We start from the raw sequence: 21331 nt of genomic DNA, 5'->3' as shown, positions 1-21331 counted from the left end.
ACACACTCAACCTCCCCTGATGAGCGGTAAAATTTAATTATATTTTTTCGGGAAATCTTATTTCAAACTCCGTTCTCTTATTTTAACCTGATCCTGCTAATATTTATAAGAATGAGAATTCTGAAACTTTATTATTTTTATATGTAAAAACCTTAAATAAATATCTTAATGTCCAGCAATTTTCCGTATATTTTTTCTCAAATATCAAAACCTCCACTTTTTGAGCCTGGTGAACCCCGCTTCTGGGACGATCCTCATATATCAAAAAGCATGCTTGAAGCCCACCCTGAGCAGACCCATGACGGTGCAAGCCGGAGAAGCACCGAGGTCGAAAAAACAGTTCATCATCTTATAGCTTCAGGCTTACTGAAAACAGGAGACCGAATTCTTGACCTTGGCTGCGGGCCGGGCCTGTACAGTAGTAGATTATGCGTTGAAGGTATTAAGGTAACTGGTATCGATTTATCCCAAAAGTCTATAGATTATGCCGGGATTCAGGCTGAAAAAGAAGGGCTGGATATTGAATATATTTGTGCAGACTTTTTCGATATAGAGTATGAAGGAATTTTTGATGCTGTACTTCAGGTCTATGGAGAAATCTGTACTTTTTCTGATGAAAGGAGGGATTATCTCCTGAGCCTTATCCACAGATCACTTAAAGACAGTGGAATTTTCATCTTTGATGTATCCACAAAACAGGCATGGAATAACCTGACTGGAGAGCCCTACAGGGAAGGAGGAGACTGGGTAGCAATAGCAGCAAGGAAAGTATAAGACTATAGTCACATATCTAATGAACTGCTGGACAGACAATCGAAGAATTGCAAATATTGAATTGTTTGATATAGTGCTGCACCGGCTGGAAGGCAATAAATCGATTTGCTGAAGAAATGCCAGATAATTTCTGGCTCAACACTGCTAGCACTATATATTTTTTTAGCTAAAGCATGTAACTTTTAAAGTGCTTAAGATTTACGCAGTCGGGAAGTGGGATAGATTTACTCAAGAAAAAAGAAACAAATAAAAACAATTATGGATGCCTTGAACAACACCAGGGTATTCATTATAAAATTAACTTTTTTTCAATATGAAACCTTGTCTAATTATTTATAATAAGGAGTTTATACACACACAGGTTTCTATACATCTTTTACGTTCTCTGCTGGCTGAAAACTATAGAAGTTATTAATCAAAACAGACTAACATTATTATTATAACGAAAAAGTTAAATACATTACATATATAATATATATTATATGAATAGCAACTTATTCGGGTTTCTGGCATATTTACCCGTATGAGTACCAGCAACACAACCTCCGTGGAAGGGGAAAGGGTTCTACTCCTTACCTTTCCCCTCCAACATAAATTTTTTTGATTTTATTTAGAGAATGACAGCTGGACAGAAACTAAAAAGAGAGAAGAATAGAAAAATAGCCTTTAATTGGTTCTTCCTTAAAGGCTTGAATAAACTTTTTTCTGAAGCTCCTTTATTTCCTGAAGTCTCTGTATGATTTCATCCGTTTCTGTAACACCTGTGAGTTTAAAGCTGTCAAGAGCCATTTCCATGACAATAGGAGAATTGGTCAGGGAATTTTCTTCAGCCTTTACTTTTAAGGTTTCAAGAGCCCACTGACTCTGGAGTGCAGCCTCAAAAAGCCCTTTCTTTAGAGAAAGCTTTCCTGTGTCTTCAATGGAAAGAGCTATTGAACTCAGCGCTTCATCAAAGTATTTTTCTGCTGCAATTCCACCTATTTCTTCAAGCAGTATAAGGGTATTGATAGTTTCGATTTCAAGGCTTTCTGATGCCTCCTTTTTTCCGATTTCTCCAAGACATGTAGCTGAGTTAAGCAAAGCTTCTTCCATACCCTGTGAAGCCGCAGCAGACCCGATATCTTTTAAGAGCAGGGAAAAAGCAACCATTTCTTCACGGTCTTTCTTTTCAGGTGAGGAAAGGTTCCAGATTTCCATAAGGGTTGTAGAAGCTACTTTTGAGCCTGCTTCAAGCGAATTGGAAGCTGCTGTTATTCCCAGTTTTCCTGCTGCTATTGTTGCTCTGTTCAGAGCTGACCCGTATCCTTTTTTTGCGGCTATTTTTGCCAGTTTTCCAAGGGCAATGACTGAGTTGATTGTAACAAATTCCATACTTTCCTGTGTAGCTGCCTGCGCAATATCCGAAATCGAGAGAATAACCCTCTCAGCATCTGCCTCTTCGTTTTCAGAAAGGAAATCTTCTGCAATTCCTGTAAGGGAATCAAGGGCCTGGAAAACTCTGTTCTCATTTCTCTCTTTAACTGAGGATAAACCTGCATCTACAGCCTCTGCTTCGTTTAATGTGATCATTCTTTTTGCCCCTTTTGTCAGTATATATCATTTAAAGATAAAAGCCTGTTTTCCTGCATATTTTCAAAATCATTATGTATATTTTTTATGCCGTTAATATCAGCTTTAAGCTTTTATTACAGCATAAAACTATTGAACTGCATAAACCTGTTGCAGGGATTTTGCCTGGCTTACTGTATGAAATCAGGAGATTATTATTGTTGCTATTTTGTAATGAAGATTCTCCATTTATGAAATTTTGAGAGTTCAGGCTGTGATGAGCCTGAAAAAAATCTCTCATAAAGACAAATAGCTGTTTTTATAGCTCCTGAAGAAGAATTCCGGTAAAAAAAGCGTGACAATTGAAGTTAAGGGAAAATCGAAATTAAGGGTTAAGTGCCTTCCTTTTCAAGCATTTTACTTATTCGAAGGACTCGGCTTCATGAATATACTCAGAACCATTAAAAGTTTCAATGGAGAGTTTTGTCACAAGCATATAACTTACAAGAAACTTTTCTTTAGGTTCAAGCATTATGGTTCCAAGAGCATTGGAAGCTTTCATAATTATATTTTCAAAGTTTCCAAATCCAGTATCCGAGAAATGTTGTTCGGAAAAAACATTCATATGCCGGAAAGTATGAATCTCTCCCCTGTGCTCCATAAGGTGAATCAGAGTATCCTTCAGTTCTTCTGAAAAAAAAGACGGTCCCATAGACAGGAGAACACCTGATCCATGAGAAAAGAGCCCACCGTTCTCAGGAACCCTGATAGTCTGCTGCCTGGATGTCTCCTTTCCTATAACTCCTATGGCAAGAGAAGACACGAGAGATTCCCTTTCCAGATTATGAAGGGATGCAGAATTTGCGATCTCTCCCAGGTATGCAACTGCAATTCTTACTGCTGCTTCCATCTCCTGTCCGACTGCAGACTTTCCAACGGCACATAGAGAGTAAATGATGCTTAAACCGGTGTCAAACATTTTTTGTACTCTGGCAACCTCAGCCATCCTTCCCAGAGAAACCAGAGAGATCAGAACCCCAAGCTCCATTTTTTGAAGGACAGCAGCATGTCCAATGTCTCTTATGCTGATAATGGTTCTTTTTGCATCAGGCTCAAGCCCCTTATTTATATACTTCGTCCCCTGCTCTGTTAAATAATCTATAGACCTCAATACACCCATTTCATTGTTATCCTTTACAGAGCTCAAGCCCAGGTCGATTGCCCCGGCTTCATTTAAAATAGACATTCAGAACACCCCATTTGGATTTTAGATTCCCAGAAAGGTAATCTCGATGTGAGATCGCCTTATCGACTCAATCCTCTTCTTTTATGGTTTGTGTAGTTCAGGCACGCATATGAGTTTTTGCCTGGACTGCTTCACCAGGACTCGAAAAACTTATCAACCCATATAAGTGAACTTTCTCTTCCCTTTTAAACTTTGATTCAATTTTTCTTCCAGTTTATCGAGATCCATACTCTCAAAACGCATGAGAGCTACTTCAGCTATGATGGACGCACTCATAAGATAGCGATCATCTGCATCAAACTTTATTGTCTCAAGGGAATGAACTGCCTGAAGTAATGCCCTTTCAAGCCCCTGCCTGTCAGCAGCTCTCCCAATATCCCCAAGTAAACGGGCACTGATATTAGCAGTTTCTTGCAGATTTTTTTCGATTGCTCCAGTTCCTATTTCCTGTAACAGAAGTTCGACATTTAATGCTGCATCTTCAAATTTCTGGCTTGCTGCAACTTTCCCGGTTTCCCCAAGTAAAGCTACTGTACTGTTTGCGACATCTCCCAAACTCTGCTTTGTTACGCTTTTTCCAATCTCCCCAAGGGCAAAAATGACCGCAATTATTTGTTTTCTGGTTTTTGTAAAGGTTATAGTGTTTCCCATTTCTCCCAGACATGAAGCTGCAGTTTTTGCTGGAACTTCCATTTTCTGCCCTGCTGCCGCTTTTCCGATTTCCCCCAGAGCAAGTGCGATGCTGACAAGAGCGTTTTCCATTCCTTGCCTGCAAGCCTCTTTTGCAACAGGGGAAAAAAGTAGAATCGCATTTGTAACAAGCATTTCTTGCCCGGTGAGAACCGATGCTATTCCAATCTTTTTTATGTATTCGATTATCCTTCTGGTATCACTTTCCAATCCTTCATTTGCATATCTCACTGCAAGTCCTGACAGGTAGTAAAGGATCTCGATTATACCGGCTTCATCTTTCTCGTCTACCGAAGCCAGCCCTATCTCTAAGGCCTCGTCTTCATCAAGCGGTAGAATCCTTCATGCCCCCAGATTCTCTATTAATTAAGTATAGAGATGTGAGGTTATTAGCTTTTTCATAAAAAAGATAAAAAATGTACTGACGAATTCTACTTTTTCTCTTTGATGAATGAATATATTGCTTCATCCCGCTGGTTTTATCAAATTCATGCCAGAATGTGAAAATTTTCCTGTACCAAAATCTATAAATAGAAATATACGGTAGTAAGATACCGGTTGCTTACGAGTAAATCAAAGCCTCATTTCACACACACACACGAGAATCGAAACGATTACTCTAGAAGGATAGGTTTCATCCCTTCTTCCTGTCCGTTTCTAACCGTTTGCTCGTGAGCAACTAACCTTTTCATCTTTACTTCTCTTCCTCTTTTCTTCAAAATTGTCTTAAGGTCCCATATTTCAAAGGCACACACTCCAATTCTGTTACTTCTCATAAATGTTCCATTCCTACAGATTATGGGCAAATTTTCCCTGGCTTTGTCTGAAGTCTCGCATGAACTAATCGAAACCTGGGAAGTAAAGCCTGGAGAACATAATTATCCGGATCAGAACTCAGAAGCACAGGGTAAGCAAATCCTGAAACCCACGAAAAAGAAAAAAATAGACAGAATTAAAGGGAGTGTGTAAGAAAATAGTTTCAAAGTGAAATATTAACGTCATCATTAACATTATCGAAATATCTTTTAAAACAGACGTTTCGTGCCGGTTTTGTTTCCCTATCCTTAGACCAGTTTATAATCACCACTAACTGATTTTAGAAGAAAATACATATTGGAGAATTATCGCTACTTGATAAGTTACTACGTATTTTTCTAAGCTTTTATATAATTTCATGTGAATGTAACATACAATAAATTAAATGTGCAATTGAACCTGAAAATTAATTGAACCAAATTCCTGACAAGCACACATGACATTCTCCGAGTAACATACCCAGAAAACGCATATGAAATTCTTCGAATAACAGGCAGAAAGAAATGAAAGTACTTGAGAGCACTTTCATGCCAGGAAGGAAACTTTTGAACCCCCCAAAGATTTTTGTTGTGATACCCCATGAAAGATAAGGAAAACCATTATATCCCGAACCCGAGGGAATTCGCTCAGGAAATCGCGGAGGAGACCAGGCTTCTTCGACGGGAAATCACCAATGGAATTACGCATATTTATTACCCATTTGATTTCAGGCGCAACCAGTCCCTTAAAAACCTGAGTAATCAGCTTCATGATTTACTTGAAAAGAAGCTCTGGCTAAAGATTCTGCTAAGCATGGGACTTGGAGTCATTATGGGTCTTCTTCTTGGGGCTTCTGGAGACTACCTTGATCCTATTTCTGCGGAAATAATAGGGGAATGGATTGCCCTCCCAGGTTATATTTTTCTGGGGCTTTTGAAGATGATCGTAGTCCCGCTCGTTTTTGCCTCCATAATTCTTGGGGTAGCCAGTCAGAGCATGAATACCCTTAAAAAAACAGGACTTTTAACAGCTGCTTATTTTGTAACAACCACTGCAATTGCAACTGCTATTGGTATTGGAGTGGCTCTCTATATCCATCCAGGACAGTATATAAGCGGCGAACTTGTTGAAAGCTCTTTAGGTACTCAGGTTCAGGCAGGACCCGACCTGAGTTTCAACCCCTCGGCTCTGACTATCCCCTCGCTGCTGATAGGAGGTCTGCTGCCTTCTAATCCATTTGGAGCTCTCGTTAGTGGAGAAATGCTACAGGTTGTGATTATTGCAGTAATTATAGGTGTTGCCCTTATATCCATGAATAAGGAACAATCAACTCCAATGGTCAGCTTTCTGACCTCAGTGCAGGCTGTCTGCATGACAGTGGTCAAATGGAGCATGGCTCTTGCTCCAATTGCAGTTTTCGGACTTCTTACAAAGTTTACTATGAAATTGGGCATTGAAGCCCTTCTGGGAATGACTGTATATGTGGGCACAGTCCTTGCAAGCCTGCTGCTCCTTATGTGCCTGAACCTTGTTATTGTTTCATTTATTGCAAGGTATAACCCATTTAAATTCCTGAAGGCTATCCGCGATGTTATGCTCCTTGCTTTTTCTACTTCCAGTTCGGCTGCAGTTATGCCTGTATCTATCAAAACAGCAGAAGAAAAATTGGGGGTAAAACCTTCGATTTCTGAGTTTGTAATCCCTCTGGGAGCCACGGCAAACATGAACGGGACTGCACTTTATCAGGGTGTGGCAACAATATTCCTGGCTGATGTTTTCGGGATAGATCTCGGGCCTTCCCAGCTCCTTGCCGTAATGGTCATGGCTGTTGCAGCCTCAATAGGAACGCCTTCAATACCTGGAGTGGGAATTGTTGTCCTTGCCATGATCCTTAATAGTGTAGGAATCCCTACAAGCGGGATAGCTCTCATAATGGGAGTGGACAGAATTCTTGATATGAGCAGGACAACAGTAAACGTTGCAGGGGACCTGGTAACCTGCAAGGTTATGGACCGCTGGGTTGGAGGAGGGAGCAAAGAAGAGGTCAATGAGACAGTAAAAATTGAAACTAAAGTCCCTGAAGAGAAAAATGATGATAAAGTTAAAGCAAATACGGATATTACAGCTTCTAAAAGCTCAAATGTTTAATCCTCAGTAAGATCTTAAACACCCCTCTTCTCCCTGTACATTTCAATCGCTTTTCTGACCCTTTCTTCTTCAAGCTTTCCTGTAGTTGTGACGGTTTCAAAGAACCTTTTTGGAAGGGTAATGTCTTCATACCTGAACCCGAATTTTTTCTTCAGTTCATACTTCTTCCTGAAGATATCCTCCCCCAGATTCTCCAGTTCTTCTTCTGTCCTGTTTATTCCAATGCCTTTGAGAGCCAGAACCATGTTTTCGTATGTATACACATTACGTGCAAAGAGGCAGGCAACCATGCAGTTCAGAGCATTGCGGCGGTTCTCTTCATCAATAATGTAATCAACAATCTTCTCGTCCGAAATTGGCTGGTTGAATGCTTTCTGGTCAGCTGAGTAGCCTGCACTGTCAAGGTGAGAATGGCGGGAACCTACAGTAAGCCCGAGTGTATTCCCAAGACCCGTATGATAGCCCGGAATCTCCAGTCCGCCTGTCCGGATTGCGAATTCTTCGCCTCCGTAAATTTTTGAGGCATATTCCACACCTTTTCCAAGAGCTGCATAAAATTCGTTGGGAGCCTGGATAACAAGCTCTATTGCCCGCAAATAAGAGGCTTTATCTCCCCATGATAGTTTAAGTCCCATAGTCTCTATGATGGAGATTTTTCCCCTTTGTAGCATCTCGGTGGCCCAGGCAAGTACAACTCCCATGCTGATTATATCGACCCCAGCTTTTTCGCAGGCATCAATCAGTTCAAGCACGGCTTCAGGGTCCGTAACTCCAAGGTTTGAGCCAAGTGCATATATCAGTTCAAAGTCGTATGATATGTTGAGGGTTTCATACTCATGTGCTTTTGAGAAAGGACGTTTGAGCATTGCCACATGGACGCAGCCTATTGGACAGCCTGCGCATGAGACCCTGCGGATAAGGTATTTTTCGGCAAAGTTTTCTCCAGAGATGTTTTCCACACCTTCAATAGATGTTGCCTGCAGATTTCGCGTTGGAAGACCTTTAAGCTCGTTCAGGACCAGGATGTTTTCGCTTGTACCCAGGTTATGGTACTTCTCTGTGAGTCCTGTTTTCACAATTGTGTCGTAAAGCATGCTGAAGACCTTTCTGTAGGCATTGTGATCAGGGCTTTTTATTTCCCGATTTCCGGAAATAAGCAGAGATTTAAGTTTTTTTGCTCCAAAAACAGTTCCGAGCCCCAGGCGGCCAAAATGGCGGTAGGTATCAACATTGACACTTGCATACGTGATTCCTCTTTCTCCTGCAGACCCTATCCGGACAATACTGCGCCTGCCAGCACCGGACTCTACTCCACGGAGTATTTTCCCCACATCAATTGCCGAAGACAGGTGCCATATTGAAGATGCATCCCTGAAAGTAACCCTGTCATCATGGACAGCCACATAAACGGGGTACTGCGAAGCACCTTTGATAACAATTGTTTCGTATCCCGAATAACGCATGGACATAGCAAGATGACCGCCAGCATATGATTCCCCCAGTTCTCCATTATGAGGAGAGCGGAATAATGCAACAGTTTTGGTGCAGGTCGGATATACACCTGAGAGTGGGCCTGTGCTGAGGATGACTGGCATTTCAGGATCCAGAGGGCCAGTCCCCTCTCTATACTCTTCAAGCATGAGCTTTGTTGCAACTCCAATGCCTCCCAGGTACTTTTCGTAAAGATCCCTGCGGTTTTCAATATGATAACTCTGGCTGGTCAGGTCAATGTAAAGCACATTCGTAAGGCCCGGAATTGCATAATGTTCTGTTGTCATATTTTCTCCCCGGACTCCTCTTTTCCGTAAAGTTCCTTATGAGATGCTGCAGGGCTAACCGGACCTGTCTCTTCGACCGGGCCTGTGTCAGTAAGCTTTATTTCTCCACTGTCTTCAACCTCAATCATTTCCAGAACATCATGAGGGCAGAATTTCGTGCAGACGCCGCAGTGTTTGCAGATTACTGCTTTTTTTTCCGCATCCAGATGAATAGCCCCTACCAGGCAGGCTTCCATACAATTCCCGCAGCCATCGCAAATTTCTTTGTTAAGGTTGACCCCTCCCCCTTTACGTTTGGTCAGTGCTCCAAGAGGGCATGCTCTCATGCACGGTGGGTCGATACAGGCGTGGCAGACAATTTGAGCATAAGGAGTTTCTATTCCACCCTTTGTCTGGATATCAATTCTGCTGTTTTTTAGAGAGATAGTATCGTACCATGTTCTTGCGCAGGCCATCATGCAGGAATAGCAGCCTATACAGCGGGCCGGGTTTGCAACTTTTAACCTTTTAGCCATCGCGTTCCCACTCTGGATTCCCTTTTATGAAAAATAGGCTCCTTCAGTTTATATAATGTGGCATTGAAATAAATCACTTGAGCCACGAGTTAATTAATAACTTGAATAAGTTATAAATTTTCCTGTGCAATAAATAAAAGCTTCAAATGCGAGATTAAAGAACCCTCCGCTGGATACGAATAGAAAAGTCTTTATTTTAAAATCACATAAATAGGATAGTGGATTCCGGTCTGTAGACCACCGAAGGAAATAATTATCGGATAATTCAGCCGGGAAGGTTTTGTATGAACCACAATGACTTGGTAGAGCAAAACAAAATGATGAACAAAATAATGATCAGTACATTTGTTGTGCTCATTATTTTGTTAGCGCTGATCGGCTTACAGGTCTGAACTTTACCTTTCAGGTGTAAGGAATTCAGGAGAGTGCAGCAATTTGATAAGGAAATTGCAGGCTATCTCATGAGACAGGTTCCTGACTTTTCGTGAAGCGCAGCAATAGAAGGGATTTGTTTGATATGGAATCGGGCTTTTCTTTGATTCCATCAGTGATATGAAGTTCCCATGAACCTCGCGAAGCCCTTATTTTATGGTTTTCCAGAAAGGTCATGGAGTGACAATCCAGCATTTTGGCCGGCCCGGCAGAGGACGTTGTAGAAAAAATGGCCCTGGCTCAAAACAGCGGAACAACTTATCATACACTTTATTTCATGCCTGAAAAGAAGCCCCGAAGAAGATGGCGTTGTAAAAAAGGGTTTGAAAAGAGGCCTGAAAATGGTGCAAAGACAGGAAGTATGCAGGGAGTGTGAACCTGCAAAAGAGTAATCGTGAAGAGGCCCTGAAAGATGAGGAAGGATAAAAGGGAATTTGATTTTTTCCTTGGTTTCAGGGTTACTATTTTCGAATAAGATCCTCTGTGTCACTCTATGTAAAGCGTATTACAATTTTTAGTACGTCAGTATCTTTTTTATAGTACAGCTATTCGTCTTTTAATAATCCATTTTTAATCAAAATCCCAAATCTTATGATCCTTTTAACCTGCTTAGTCTTGCCCTAACTCTCATCTCATTATCCTGATTTATTTTCCTGGCAAGTTGTGTAGCCTCAAGAAGTTATTTGGTAGAAAATTCCATATCGAGAGATCAATTTTTCCCATACTACACAAAAACTTGACTTCAAATTTACAGAAAATTAGGCACACTGCCCACTTAAAAGAGTATACTCGAAGCAGACAAACTTTACCTGCAGGATAATGTGTCACTTTTTGGTCATATTTTCATCTCATTTTTGTCCCTTTATGGCTACGTAAAAATTCAAAACTGTATAAGAAAAGCTGATCTGACAAGTAAGTATTCTCCGAGAGACCTTATAGAGCAATTTCGTAAAGTTTACATGATGGATTTAGATGGCCAAATGACTCTTACAGAAGTTCCTAAGAAGATTGGCGAAATAGAAAAAAGTTAAACTTGAAGTTATTCCCTAAATAAGCAGAGTTAAGGCTATAAATCATTTCCATATTCATTTTGAGAAAAACCAGGAAAAGATTCTTAAAATAGCTGCAGGTATGAAATAAATTAAAAATGTAATTGAAAAAACTGTAACCATATCGTTACACGGAACTACAAAATCAGTTCCGGCTTGCAACATCAAACCAGACCGGGGTCTTGTCTTCCGGGTCACAATTATAGTTTATTGTAATTTCCTCACCTTTCTCGATATCTTTAATACAGACATATTTTAATAGTTTGTTATTGAAGTCTTTCAGGTATTTTGCATTTGGTTCATATGAGTGATTATAAAGAGATCCATACCCCAAAGCAATCGCTGCTGCCCTTGAATCTGCCCCCCATGCGAAATAGTAATTGTAGAGCTGGGTAAGTTCAAGGTTATCCACTTCTTCCGGGGGAAGGACGATAACCGGGCAGGTTTCTATTAATTCACCTTTTTTAAAATTTCTCTGTGCAAATACGCCTCTGCCTTTTCCTGGTGCGTCTTTAACACTTATCAATGACATTTGATCAGACCCCTCAAGTATTGAAAATTGCCTGGAAACTATTGCATTATTTTCAGAAGGCAACTCATTTATAATTTTCTGTCAGAGGATTTCTATAGAAAGGTTTTTGTAAATTTTTTCCAGTGTTCCAATAATATAAATGTTCCAAAATATTATAGCCCCTCCAGAATCCCTGTAGAAATTTCAGGCCAGGAAGGGTGCATATCGGAATTATTTAATGATTAGGGTTTACAGGTCTGAATAAATCGTATAAGCAGCTTTTTCCTCACTTTTTTTCTGCTTTGCAGCCTTCCTGACAAATACATAATACCCTGTTCCAGCAAGGGCAACAGAATAGAGAATTTTCCATGTGAAGCCCGAAACCAGAAAGGAAAGGGAAAGGAAAGAAAGCCCTGAATATGCCCAGCGCCTCCAGCCTGTTTCAGTTTTCCAGTAAGAAAGCAGGATAAAGCCGTAAAGGAAAAGAAAATTCTGGTTCACGAGCAGGAGCAGGGAAGAAACAGGCACTTTAAAAACATAAGTACCCAGAAGCACCAGCATAAAAGCAACATACATGCTCAAGATACTTGCCATGGGCTGCCCTCGTTTTGAAATTTTACCCAGATAAGCCGGAAGTACTTCTTCCTTTCCAGATGCATAGACAAGGCGGCTTGAGGCAAAATTCCAGCAGGTTACATTGGCAACAATAACTACTCCCATCAGCCAGATGAGCAAATTTCCAGTAGGCGTAAACTTGACCAGTTCCACCAGTCCAGATGCTCCGCTGAGGGGAATTCCATCAGCATCCGCTCCGATGCTTGTGACCGCCAGCATAAGGTAAATGAAGATTGTAAGCCCGAAACTTAGCCAGAAAACCCTTTTGACGTTTTTTTCAGGATTCTGGAGTTCTCCCAGACCAAAGGACATATTTTCCCATCCCAAAAAAGCCCAGAAGAGAAGGGCAGAAATTTTCCAGACATTATATGGGTCAGGATAAAGATTGGAACTTCCATGATCAAAAAGTCCCGGATTCGAGCTTGAAATCCCGGATATTCCTTCAAAGAGAGCCTGTAATGAAAAAACGAGCCCTGAAGAAAAGAAATTGAAATTATAAAATGTGAGAGCAGCAATCAGGAAAAGAAGTATGGCTACGGCTGCGTAGTTGAAAAAAGAGACAAGCCTGACACCTGCAACCGTGATGAGAGTCATGGCTGTTATGATAAGAAAAGCCAGCAAATAAACCCCGAAATCAGGCAGGTTAAAAAGATGCTGAAGGTACTCTCCTCCGATTAGGGCAACAGCTGGTTCCCCAAGGATAAAGGAACCGCAGACAAGGGCAGTTACTGCATACCCTCCCCACTCTCCCACAGCTTCGCGGGCGTAATGGAAAAGTCCTCCTGAGCAGGGGAATTTTTTTCCAAGCCCTGCACAGATCTGAATTAAAGGCATTACAGCCAGGATAATCAGGAGCCAGCCAAAAACCACTTCCTGCACGGTCCCTGAATCTGCTACCAATCCGGGCAGACCAAGAAGTCCCGAGCCTATAACCATAAGAATTGCCAGAACCACGCCGCGCCCAAGAGTAACTGTTTTTTCAAGTTCGGTCATGTTTTTTATCCATTTAATTTTAAGAGATCGAAGGTCATCGAGAGATTATAAAAGTACAGGAATAAAGATGAAGAGGTAGAAAAAACTTTTAGCCCTATAACCTTTGCGTTTTTTATACTGCAAACCTTTACTTTGGGCTTTCAAAAAGGTGAACTGTGAATATATGGAGATCTTAAATCCAGAATGGGAGATTCAATTAAAAATGATAAAATTTTTCCAGCCAGATAGTCTGGCGGCTCTTACCAAAATGAAAAAAGTAGGGGAATAATTTATCCGTATTTTATTCTCCGGACGTTTCAACTGCTTCTCTATTTTTAATTTTTGGAATATTATCATTTGAAGAAAATAAACCCTCTTTTTTACTAACACGAAATATGCAAATATTTTAACATACAAACATTTTAACATCTGAACATTATTATATACATTAAAACTAAAAACTATCTTTGTTAAAACGGGGATTTTGTAAGTAGTAGTTTAGATAGTATGGACAGCTACTGTGGTCTTTTTTATATATCAATCCCAAATTTCGCAGATGCACATAAATGTAGAATTTTTTCCAATGTATCAACTATTGATTTGTCCACTATTATACGTCAAAGGCAATAAATGTTTTTTAAGTGATCGCCGCATTAGGAAAAGAACTGGCATTTTTGTGAAACTCTGCAGAAAGAGGAATTAAGAATAAAACTGGAGGGTTTTAATGAAAGAAATGCTATATGCTAAAACTCACAGAAATAACGCCTTCATGAAAGTTTCAGGGATTGCGACGCTGGCGCTTTTAATGCTCGTGAGTATCGCAGGCGCGGCGCCATATGCACATATTACGAACCAGGACAGCAACACGGTATCTACAATCGATACCGCTACAGACCCTGCTGAAGTTAATATAACCCAGATCACTACTAGCGGGTCAGCATTTAATCCTTCTATCTATGGGGATAAGATAGTGTGGGAGGATGCGCGTAACGGAAATAGTGTGATCTACCTGTATGATCTATCCACTAAAAAGGAAACTCAGATCACCGCTGGTGATGAATATACTTATAAACCCGTTATTTATGGTAACAAGATAGTATATATATGGGGATCCGATACTGAACCAGATTATTTCATCGAGATGTATGATCTGTCCACTAAGAATGTAACCTGGTCTTGGGGATGGACGAATGATTACATGTGTCCTGATATATATGGGAATAGAATAGTTTGGAAGGATACTGGTATCTTTATGTATGATCTCTCTACTAACACAGAAACTCAAATTACCACCAGCCAATCAGTATCTTATCCTCATATCTACGGCGATAGGGTAGTGTATGACGATACGCGTAGCTACAGAAACTATGATATCTACATGTACGATCTCTCCACTAAAAAGGAAACCCAAATTACCACCAGCGGATCAGCAAATAATCCTCGTATCTATGGAGATAAGATAGTCTGGAGCGATGGGCGTTACGGTCAGGATGGAGATTATTATTCCGATATCTACATGTACGATCTATCCACTCAGAAAGAAACACGGATCACCACCAGTGGATCAGCCTCTTATCCTGCTATCTATGAGGATACGATAGTGTGGAAGGATTCACGGGACTTCGATCCCTACGCAGACAAATACAATATCTACATGTACGATCTCTCCACTAACACAGAAACTCAAATTACCACAAGTGGATCAGCATCCAATCCTGCTATTTACAAAGATAGAATAGTTTGGCAGGATAGTGTCAATGGGAATTCCGATATTTACATGGCTACTCTCAGTTCGTCAAATCCTCTTGTTGCTGTTTTCCCCGGTTACACCAATCCACCTACAGACCTGAACCAGAATGGTCTCTATGAAGATATCAATGGAAACGGAATCCTGGACTTCGATGATGTGGTGGCATATTATGATAACATGGACTGGATAGAAGAAAATGTGCCAATAGAGCTCTTTGATTATAACAAAAACGGGTTAATTGATTTTGATGATGTTGTAAAGCTTTATGATATGCTTTAATGAGATTGGAATAAGACACAAAAGAGAGTATATTAGAAGGATCAAGGCACATATATGTCAAATACTGAGTAAAGCTGCATTTTGCGGCTTTATTTTCTATTTTTAATCGAATTCAGTTTACTAATTATATCTATTAATTTATTTTTGAATTTTTTCCTGTTGTCCATATAAGGAGCACATCCATTTAATTTAATCTGAAATTCTCTCATATTCAAATAAAAACGTTTATTTGCAAATTATACTTTTAACGATAGTCAACATTTTAGATATTTATTCGTGCATTTTTATAAGTGTACAGGGTTGGTAAATAAAGAGGAGGGGGGCAATGGAACTGTAAAAGAAAACAGAAAAGGAGACCGGCATGAAGAAAAAAATCAACACAAACAATAATGTATACATGGAGAGGAATGCTGTTATCTTTATTGAGCTCCTGGTTCTATTTCTTATTTTGGGCTCATCAATAATAATGGTAGCTGCAGGATCTTCAGAAACAAAAAAAGCAACAGGACCTGTACTTTCGCCAGAAAATCCTGATTTTGTCGAATACCATGAGGATAAAATTTACGCTCAATCTGCAGCTTCCGTGAAGAAACACAAAAGTGGCTTTATACCTGCACCTGTGGACCTTGATTATCTCAGTGAGATTTCCACAACCGAGATATCTGCTCCAGCTTACTATGACCTGCGGACCCTGAACAAAGTAAGTTCCGTGAAAGACCAGGGTGAAGAAGGGGTTTGCTGGGTATTTGCAACCTTTGCGTCTTTAGAATCGTATTTGATGCCTGAAGAAAAAAGTGACTTTTCTGAAAACAATATGAAAAACCTTCTTTCTTCCGCATATCCTGAAGGGTTTGACTACGAGCCCGATGAGGGAGGAAATCCGCTAATGTCAACTGCGTACCTCGCCCGCTGGAGCGGACCTGTGGACGAAGCGGATGATCCTTACTCCATATATAGTTTGGAGTCTCCTCAGGACTTACCAGTACAGAAGCATGTTCAGGATGTACTTTTTATACCGGATAGAAAAAGTTCTCTCGATAATAACGAGATAAAATCTGCGATCCTGCAGTATGGGGCTTTATTCACTTCAATATACTTTGATGACACCTGTTACTCTCCTGCCAGATACAGCCATTATTATAACGGTTCTTCTATATCCGATCATGCTGTGTCTATTGTGGGCTGGGATGACAAATTCTCCAGATACAACTTTTCCAGCATCCCTCCAGGGGACGGGGCATTTATAGTAAAAAATAGCTGGGGTACTGGCTGGGGAGACAATGGATATTTCTATGTTTCCTATTATGACTCAAACATAGGAACGAATAACGCAGTCTTTACGGCTGAAACCACTGAGAACTATAAAAATATCTATCAATACGACCCCCTGGGATGGACCCTGAGCGCTGGATACGATAACCCCACTGCCTGGTGTGCAAACATCTTTACTGCAAAAACTGATGAAACTCTCAAAGCTGTCAGTTTCTATGCAGCAGACTCAAACTGTAATTATGAAATATATATTTATATTGATCCTGAATCCAGTCCTGTAAGGGAAGAAGGTCCGGTTTTTTCAAAGAATGGGACTATTGGAACTGCGAGTTACCATACCATCCCCTTAGGTTCCGAAGTTCAGCTTGAAGCCGGCCAAAAATTCTCCGTAGTCCTGAAGCTTACGACACCTAACTGCAGTTACCCGCTTGCTATAGAAATGCCTTTAGAAGGCTTTAGCAGCAAAGCAACGGCAAATCCAGGAGAGAGTTTTGTCAGTGAAGACGGAAGCACCTGGGAAGACATAAATGTGTATTTCCAAAACACGAATGTATGTATTAAGGCCTTTACCGATTCAGAAAGTATACCTGTATTCCCGGGTTACACTAATCCACCGACAGATCTTGACCACGACGGCTTATATGAAGATATCAATGGAAATGGAATGCTGGATTTCGATGATGTGGTGGCATACTATGATAACGTGGACTGGATAGAAGAAAATGTGTCAATAGATCTCTTTGATTATAACAACAACGGATTAATTGATTTTGATGATGTTGTAAAGCTATATGATATGCTTTAAGAAGGAGTATACAAAAAAATACAAAAAAGATAGGGAAAAGATACATTCCTCTACAAAAGGTGTCTGAAGGTAGTTGCTGAGGCTTACCTCAGACACCAGAGATAAGAAAACAGGGTCCAGTGACTTATCCAGGAAGCCCTTTAAAAAACATTTCATTTTTTTGAAAAATGACGGCATGTAAAAAAGATATTGATGTAATAAGGATGAGTGTCTTATAAATTTAAAAACTTATTATTGCCCTACTCCTTAATTATTGCTTCACTGATCTATATGCTGTTTTTTATTATTATTGAAGAAATAGATTAAATCACTATATTTATATTTAGTTATATACATTTCAGTTCAAGTGAAGCGATTGATTCAGGTATTTTACTCTGAGTATAAGGCAAATTCAGAGTAATACACAGCTTTACATCTATACATCTATCAGATGCGAGTGTTATTTTCTGGAATTACTAATAATACAATTTTAACCCCTGACATGGTTTTCACTCCTAAATTTCTTGAATAGATGGAGGGATTAGAAATTAAAAATAAACTGGTCATCCTGCTGGGAATTTTTCTTATTTTAATATTAATTTCAGGTAACGGATCGGCGGCTGAGATAATTGTCCAGCCAGGAAATTCAATACAGACTGCCGTAAACAATGCAAGTTCAGGCGACACGATAACCTTAAAAGCCGGTACATATACCGAAAATCTCAACATAACCAAAGGTAACCTTACTATAAGATCACAATCAGGAAACCCTGATGATACAATAATTAAAGCTAAATCAACAAAAGATGTACTCAAAATACAGGCATACAATGTTACAATTCGCGGGATCAAAGCCACAGGAAGCGGATCCAGTTACTCGGGAATCTATCTGTACCAGTGCAGTAACTGTGTAATTGAAAACAACAAAGTAATGAATAACGGATATGGAATTCGTCTCACAAGTTCCAGTAAGTGCAAAGTCTCGAAAAACACAGTTACAGATAACGAAGTATACGGGATTTGTTTTGGGAGTTCCAGCAAAAACACCATTTCCGGGAATACAGCTTATAACAGTAGTCGTGGTATCTATCTGGGTTCTTCTGATTATAATACAATTTCAGGTAATAGCGTTACTCTTAACAGTATTATAGGATTCTTCGAATGCAGCCTGTGTGACCATAATACAGTGTATAACAACTACTTCAATAATACCAATTTAACCATAAAAAGCGGGCCCGGAAATTCTTATAATATTACAAAAACCGCAGGAACAAATATTGTTGGCGGTCCTTATATCGGCGGGAACTACTGGGGAAAACCTGATGGTACGGGATTTTCAGATACAGCAGTAGATAAGGATGGCGATGGGATTTCCGATTCCCCATACACCAACATAACAAACAGTATGCACTCTGACTACCTGCCTCTTGTGACCCCTTCAGCGCAGCCAGTAATTTCTGCTTTCCCTGGTTATACCAATCCACCTTCAGATCTCAACCAGGACGGCCTCTATGAAGATATCAATGGAAACGGAATGCTGGACTTCGATGATGTGGTCGCATACTATGATAATATGGAGTGGATAGAAGAAAACGTGCAGGCGGAGTTCTTTGATTACAATAAAAATGGATTAATTGATTTTGATGACGTTGTAAAGCTTTATGACATGCTTTAAAAAAGGATGTAGAAAATTCAGGTCTGCAAACAGTTTAGGTATATCCAGATTGTGATGATGAAATTCCTGACGAAGTTTTAGGTTTCAACATCACAATATCTTTTTTAGGAAGGGCATATTCTTCTGGAGGTGCCTGCCGATTGATTTTATGTCTTTTGGTCCGGATTTGTTTTCAAATATTAGATGCAGTTTAATTATTTTCATTGTTTGATGATAATTCTCAAGGTAGTCTATTACCATATCTTTCCTTTGAAAATCATAACTACTCTATTTCATCTTTTATAATTAAATTCCGATTTTTTATAATATTATGATAAAAAATCGGAAGATTTATGTATTGTAGTTTTCACTAAACTGTGATAAATATTTTATTAAATATATACATGTTTTTTATATGTATACTGTTTTTATGATTCGCAAAAGTGAGATACAAAGATTTGTCGGAAAGGAAATTTGGTTTCATAGAATATCATAGCGGAATGGTAAATGATGATGTTGTAAAAATTTTATGGTGTATTTTAAGGAGACATGGAAAACATGACCAATTTGTATAGAATTTTAATCCTTCTCGTAGCCTTTTTCGGACTCGGGATGTCATGTGCATCGGCAGCAAATGTCATTTCATTTGACCCTCAAACAATCGAGGTGAATCCGGCTTCTTCACAAGATGTTCAGATTATAATGGATCAGGTTCCTGATGGGCTTTCAGGTTTCAATATTACACTTTCTATTTTAGACCCTGAAATTGCGGAAATCGCTGCGGTTTCATTCCCGGATTGGGGACAGTTACCAAGAAGTTCTACACTTCCTTCAAGTTCGGTCTGGATAAAAGTTTCTGATCTTGGCAGTCAAGTTGGACCTGGTGACACTAACGTTTTACTGGGAACCATTACTATTACCGGAAAAAAGGCGGGTAGTACAACCCTGGGCATACCAACAACAAAGATAAGTGCTGACGGTGGCAGCTTAATAACTCCTGTTGTGAACACAGGTACTGTACGTGTATTAGATAACGAAGATCCTGCAGATAGCGAAGATCCTGTCATTAACTCGGTAAGCTTAAGCGATGTTACACCTGAAACTGGAGATTCTATTGTCGTAACTGTTGATGTAACTGATAACGTTGGAGTTAGTTCAGTTACAGCTTCTGGTGTTTCTCTTGCAAATAAGGGCGGAAACATATGGGAAGGAAGTATTGTTGCAGTGGAAGGAACTCACAAAGTGTCTGTTACTGCTTCGGACGCTTCGGGGAACAGTATAGTTGATGAGTCTGCAAGTTACACTGCAACAACTCTGGACAAGACAGCTCCTGTCATTAATTCAGTAACTTTAAGCGACACTACACCTGAAACCGGCGACTCGATAACGGTAACTGTTGATGTAACTGATAACGTTGGAGTTAGTTCAGTTACTGCTTCTGGTGTTTCTCTTGCTAACAAAGGTGGGAATATCTGGGAAGGAAATATTGTTGCACTTGAAGGCACTCATTCTGTAAGTGTATCTGCTGCGGATAAAGCCGGCAATGTTGCCCTGGATAATTCTGCTTCATATACCGCTCTAACGTCCGATAATTTACCTCCTTCTTCAATAAACAACCTCCAGTCTACCAAAGGTACTACCTGGATCAAATGGACATGGCAGAACCCCAAAGATACTGATTTTGACCACACTGAAATCTATTTGAATGGAGCCTACCAGACCAGTACCTCTGCCGAATACTTCAACGCCACAGGCCTCCAGCCTGAAACAAGCTACACCATCGGCACACGCACTGTGGACACCAATGGAAATATGAATAAAACATGGGTTAATCAGACTGCGATAACAGAGAAGGAGTCCGTTCCTGAGATAAAACTCCCGGTGGCAAATTTCACTGCCGACCCCACAGAAGGATTTGTTCCTCTCTCAGTTCAATTCACAGATTTGTCTGAAAATGCAGCCTCTTGGAGCTGGGACTTCGGAGATGGAGCTAAATCAACAGAGAAGAACCCGATTCATACTTACTCCGCTGCAGGCATCTATACAGTTAACCTGACAGTAAGCAATGAAAACGGCATGAATTCAAAGCTTGCCACAATAAATGTTTCAGAAAAAACCGTTTCAATACTTCCAGTGGCAAATTTCACTGCTGATCCCACAGAAGGTTTTGCTCCACTATCAGTTCAATTTACAGATCTGTCAGAAAATGCAATCTCATGGAGCTGGGACTTTGGAGACGGAGATAATTCTACAGAGGAGAACCCGATTCATACTTACTCTACAGCAGGAAAATATAATGTTACTTTGACGGTAACGAATGAGATGGAAAATAGTACACTAACAAAATACGACTATATATATGTGAAAGAAGTAAGCGAAGAAGATAATGGAGTAAATGATAACGATAATGAAGTAGATGATGAAGATAATGAAGTAAGCGAAGACGATAAAGAAACATGTGGAGAAACTAAACCAGTATGTGGAGAAACTAAACCAGTATGTGGAGAAACTAAACCAGT

General features: G+C 40.0%; 17 protein-coding genes. 7 read left to right on the top strand and 10 right to left on the bottom strand.

Annotated elements, in window-relative coordinates; genetic code table 11:
- Positions 1-168 precede the first annotated feature (168 nt).
- The gene (locus PLL47_RS05525; RefSeq protein WP_324445208.1) at positions 169-774 is read left to right on the top strand and encodes an SAM-dependent methyltransferase; all 606 of its coding nucleotides are present in this window, start codon (positions 169-171) and stop codon (positions 772-774) included.
- Between the two features lie 681 nt (positions 775-1455).
- Here PLL47_RS05525 and PLL47_RS05520 read toward each other — a convergent pair.
- The 4 genes from PLL47_RS05520 to PLL47_RS05505 form a co-directional block, all read right to left on the bottom strand.
- Positions 1456-2343, bottom strand: a complete 888-nt coding sequence (locus PLL47_RS05520; protein ID WP_324445207.1) for a hypothetical protein — start codon at positions 2341-2343, stop codon at positions 1456-1458.
- Between the two features lie 400 nt (positions 2344-2743).
- Positions 2744-3568, bottom strand: a complete 825-nt coding sequence (locus PLL47_RS05515; protein WP_324445206.1) for a hypothetical protein — start codon at positions 3566-3568, stop codon at positions 2744-2746.
- Between the two features lie 153 nt (positions 3569-3721).
- Positions 3722-4489, bottom strand: coding sequence for a hypothetical protein (locus PLL47_RS05510; RefSeq protein WP_324445205.1), 768 nt, complete (start codon positions 4487-4489; stop codon positions 3722-3724).
- A gap of 383 nt (positions 4490-4872) precedes the next feature.
- Positions 4873-5034, bottom strand: a complete 162-nt coding sequence (locus tag PLL47_RS05505; RefSeq protein WP_324445204.1) for a hypothetical protein — start codon at positions 5032-5034, stop codon at positions 4873-4875.
- A gap of 619 nt (positions 5035-5653) precedes the next feature.
- On the opposite strand from PLL47_RS05505, the gene PLL47_RS05500 reads away from it, so the two are divergent.
- Positions 5654-7201: a dicarboxylate/amino acid:cation symporter gene (locus tag PLL47_RS05500; RefSeq protein ID WP_324445203.1), complete on the top strand. Its 1548-nt coding sequence runs from the start codon at positions 5654-5656 to the stop codon at positions 7199-7201.
- Between the two features lie 14 nt (positions 7202-7215).
- On the opposite strand, the gene PLL47_RS05495 is transcribed toward PLL47_RS05500, so the two are convergent.
- The 3 genes from PLL47_RS05495 to PLL47_RS05485 all read right to left on the bottom strand — a co-directional run bounded on the left by PLL47_RS05495 (position 7216) and on the right by PLL47_RS05485 (position 10121).
- Positions 7216-8979, bottom strand: a complete 1764-nt coding sequence (locus tag PLL47_RS05495) for an aldehyde ferredoxin oxidoreductase family protein (RefSeq protein ID WP_324445202.1) — start codon at positions 8977-8979, stop codon at positions 7216-7218.
- The gene (locus tag PLL47_RS05490) at positions 8976-9494 is read right to left on the bottom strand and encodes a 4Fe-4S binding protein (RefSeq protein ID WP_324445201.1); all 519 of its coding nucleotides are present in this window, start codon (positions 9492-9494) and stop codon (positions 8976-8978) included. The genes PLL47_RS05495 and PLL47_RS05490 overlap by 4 nt, the downstream gene beginning before the upstream one ends.
- 459 nt (positions 9495-9953) lie before the next feature.
- Positions 9954-10121: a hypothetical protein gene (locus tag PLL47_RS05485; RefSeq protein WP_324445200.1), complete on the bottom strand. Its 168-nt coding sequence runs from the start codon at positions 10119-10121 to the stop codon at positions 9954-9956.
- A 1-nt stretch (position 10122) separates the two neighbouring features.
- On the opposite strand from PLL47_RS05485, the gene PLL47_RS05480 reads away from it, so the two are divergent.
- Entirely contained in the window at positions 10123-10302 is a 180-nt protein-coding gene (locus PLL47_RS05480; protein WP_324445199.1) for a hypothetical protein, read from the top strand.
- Positions 10303-11120: 818 nt separating this feature from the next.
- On the opposite strand, the gene PLL47_RS05475 is transcribed toward PLL47_RS05480, so the two are convergent.
- Together PLL47_RS05475 and PLL47_RS05470 are read right to left on the bottom strand one after the other, a co-directional pair.
- On the bottom strand, positions 11121-11507 hold the full coding sequence (locus tag PLL47_RS05475) for an SET domain-containing protein (protein WP_324445198.1): 387 nt from the start codon (positions 11505-11507) through the stop codon (positions 11121-11123).
- Positions 11508-11735: 228 nt separating this feature from the next.
- Entirely contained in the window at positions 11736-13094 is a 1359-nt protein-coding gene (locus PLL47_RS05470) for an APC family permease (protein WP_324445197.1), read from the bottom strand.
- A gap of 703 nt (positions 13095-13797) precedes the next feature.
- On the opposite strand from PLL47_RS05470, the gene PLL47_RS05465 reads away from it, so the two are divergent.
- From PLL47_RS05465 to PLL47_RS05455, 3 genes are all read left to right on the top strand, one after another.
- Positions 13798-15102, top strand: a complete 1305-nt coding sequence (locus PLL47_RS05465; RefSeq protein WP_324445196.1) for a hypothetical protein — start codon at positions 13798-13800, stop codon at positions 15100-15102.
- Between the two features lie 361 nt (positions 15103-15463).
- Positions 15464-17179, top strand: coding sequence for a lectin like domain-containing protein (locus PLL47_RS05460; protein ID WP_324445195.1), 1716 nt, complete (start codon positions 15464-15466; stop codon positions 17177-17179).
- 511 nt (positions 17180-17690) lie between these two features.
- The gene (locus PLL47_RS05455; protein ID WP_324445194.1) at positions 17691-18833 is read left to right on the top strand and encodes a NosD domain-containing protein; all 1143 of its coding nucleotides are present in this window, start codon (positions 17691-17693) and stop codon (positions 18831-18833) included.
- Positions 18834-18923: 90 nt separating this feature from the next.
- Here PLL47_RS05455 and PLL47_RS05450 read toward each other — a convergent pair whose 3' ends face one another.
- A complete protein-coding gene (locus tag PLL47_RS05450) occupies positions 18924-19073 on the bottom strand; it encodes a hypothetical protein (protein WP_324445193.1) in 150 nt (49 codons plus the stop codon).
- A 297-nt stretch (positions 19074-19370) separates the two neighbouring features.
- Between PLL47_RS05450 and PLL47_RS05445 the strand changes: the two genes are divergently transcribed.
- On the top strand, positions 19371-21331 hold a 1961-nt coding region (locus PLL47_RS05445; protein ID WP_324445192.1), incomplete at its 3' end, for a PKD domain-containing protein.

It is taken from the genome of Methanosarcina sp. (genome assembly GCF_035390745.1).
GTDB lineage: Archaea > Halobacteriota > Methanosarcinia > Methanosarcinales > Methanosarcinaceae > Methanosarcina.
This window is presented reverse-complemented; position numbering and strand designations above follow the sequence as displayed.

What these genes read in the sequence shown, in the direction of transcription:
- PLL47_RS05475 (WP_324445198.1), bottom strand. Translation starts at nt 11,507, where the DNA reads ATGTCATTGATAAGTGTTAAAGACGCACCAGGAAAAGGCAGAGGCGTA.
- PLL47_RS05500 (WP_324445203.1), top strand. Translation starts at nt 5,654, where the DNA reads ATGAAAGATAAGGAAAACCATTATATCCCGAACCCGAGGGAATTCGCT.
- PLL47_RS05515 (WP_324445206.1), bottom strand. Translation starts at nt 3,568, where the DNA reads ATGTCTATTTTAAATGAAGCCGGGGCAATCGACCTGGGCTTGAGCTCT.
- PLL47_RS05490 (WP_324445201.1), bottom strand. Translation starts at nt 9,494, where the DNA reads ATGGCTAAAAGGTTAAAAGTTGCAAACCCGGCCCGCTGTATAGGCTGC.
- PLL47_RS05470 (WP_324445197.1), bottom strand. Translation starts at nt 13,094, where the DNA reads ATGACCGAACTTGAAAAAACAGTTACTCTTGGGCGCGGCGTGGTTCTG.
- PLL47_RS05525 (WP_324445208.1), top strand. Translation starts at nt 169, where the DNA reads ATGTCCAGCAATTTTCCGTATATTTTTTCTCAAATATCAAAACCTCCA.
- PLL47_RS05505 (WP_324445204.1), bottom strand. Translation starts at nt 5,034, where the DNA reads ATGAGAAGTAACAGAATTGGAGTGTGTGCCTTTGAAATATGGGACCTT.
- PLL47_RS05485 (WP_324445200.1), bottom strand. Translation starts at nt 10,121, where the DNA reads ATGCTGGATTGTCACTCCATGACCTTTCTGGAAAACCATAAAATAAGG.
- PLL47_RS05465 (WP_324445196.1), top strand. Translation starts at nt 13,798, where the DNA reads ATGAAAGAAATGCTATATGCTAAAACTCACAGAAATAACGCCTTCATG.
- PLL47_RS05455 (WP_324445194.1), top strand. Translation starts at nt 17,691, where the DNA reads ATGGAGGGATTAGAAATTAAAAATAAACTGGTCATCCTGCTGGGAATT.
- PLL47_RS05460 (WP_324445195.1), top strand. Translation starts at nt 15,464, where the DNA reads ATGAAGAAAAAAATCAACACAAACAATAATGTATACATGGAGAGGAAT.
- PLL47_RS05450 (WP_324445193.1), bottom strand. Translation starts at nt 19,073, where the DNA reads ATGGTAATAGACTACCTTGAGAATTATCATCAAACAATGAAAATAATT.
- PLL47_RS05520 (WP_324445207.1), bottom strand. Translation starts at nt 2,343, where the DNA reads ATGATCACATTAAACGAAGCAGAGGCTGTAGATGCAGGTTTATCCTCA.
- PLL47_RS05495 (WP_324445202.1), bottom strand. Translation starts at nt 8,979, where the DNA reads ATGACAACAGAACATTATGCAATTCCGGGCCTTACGAATGTGCTTTAC.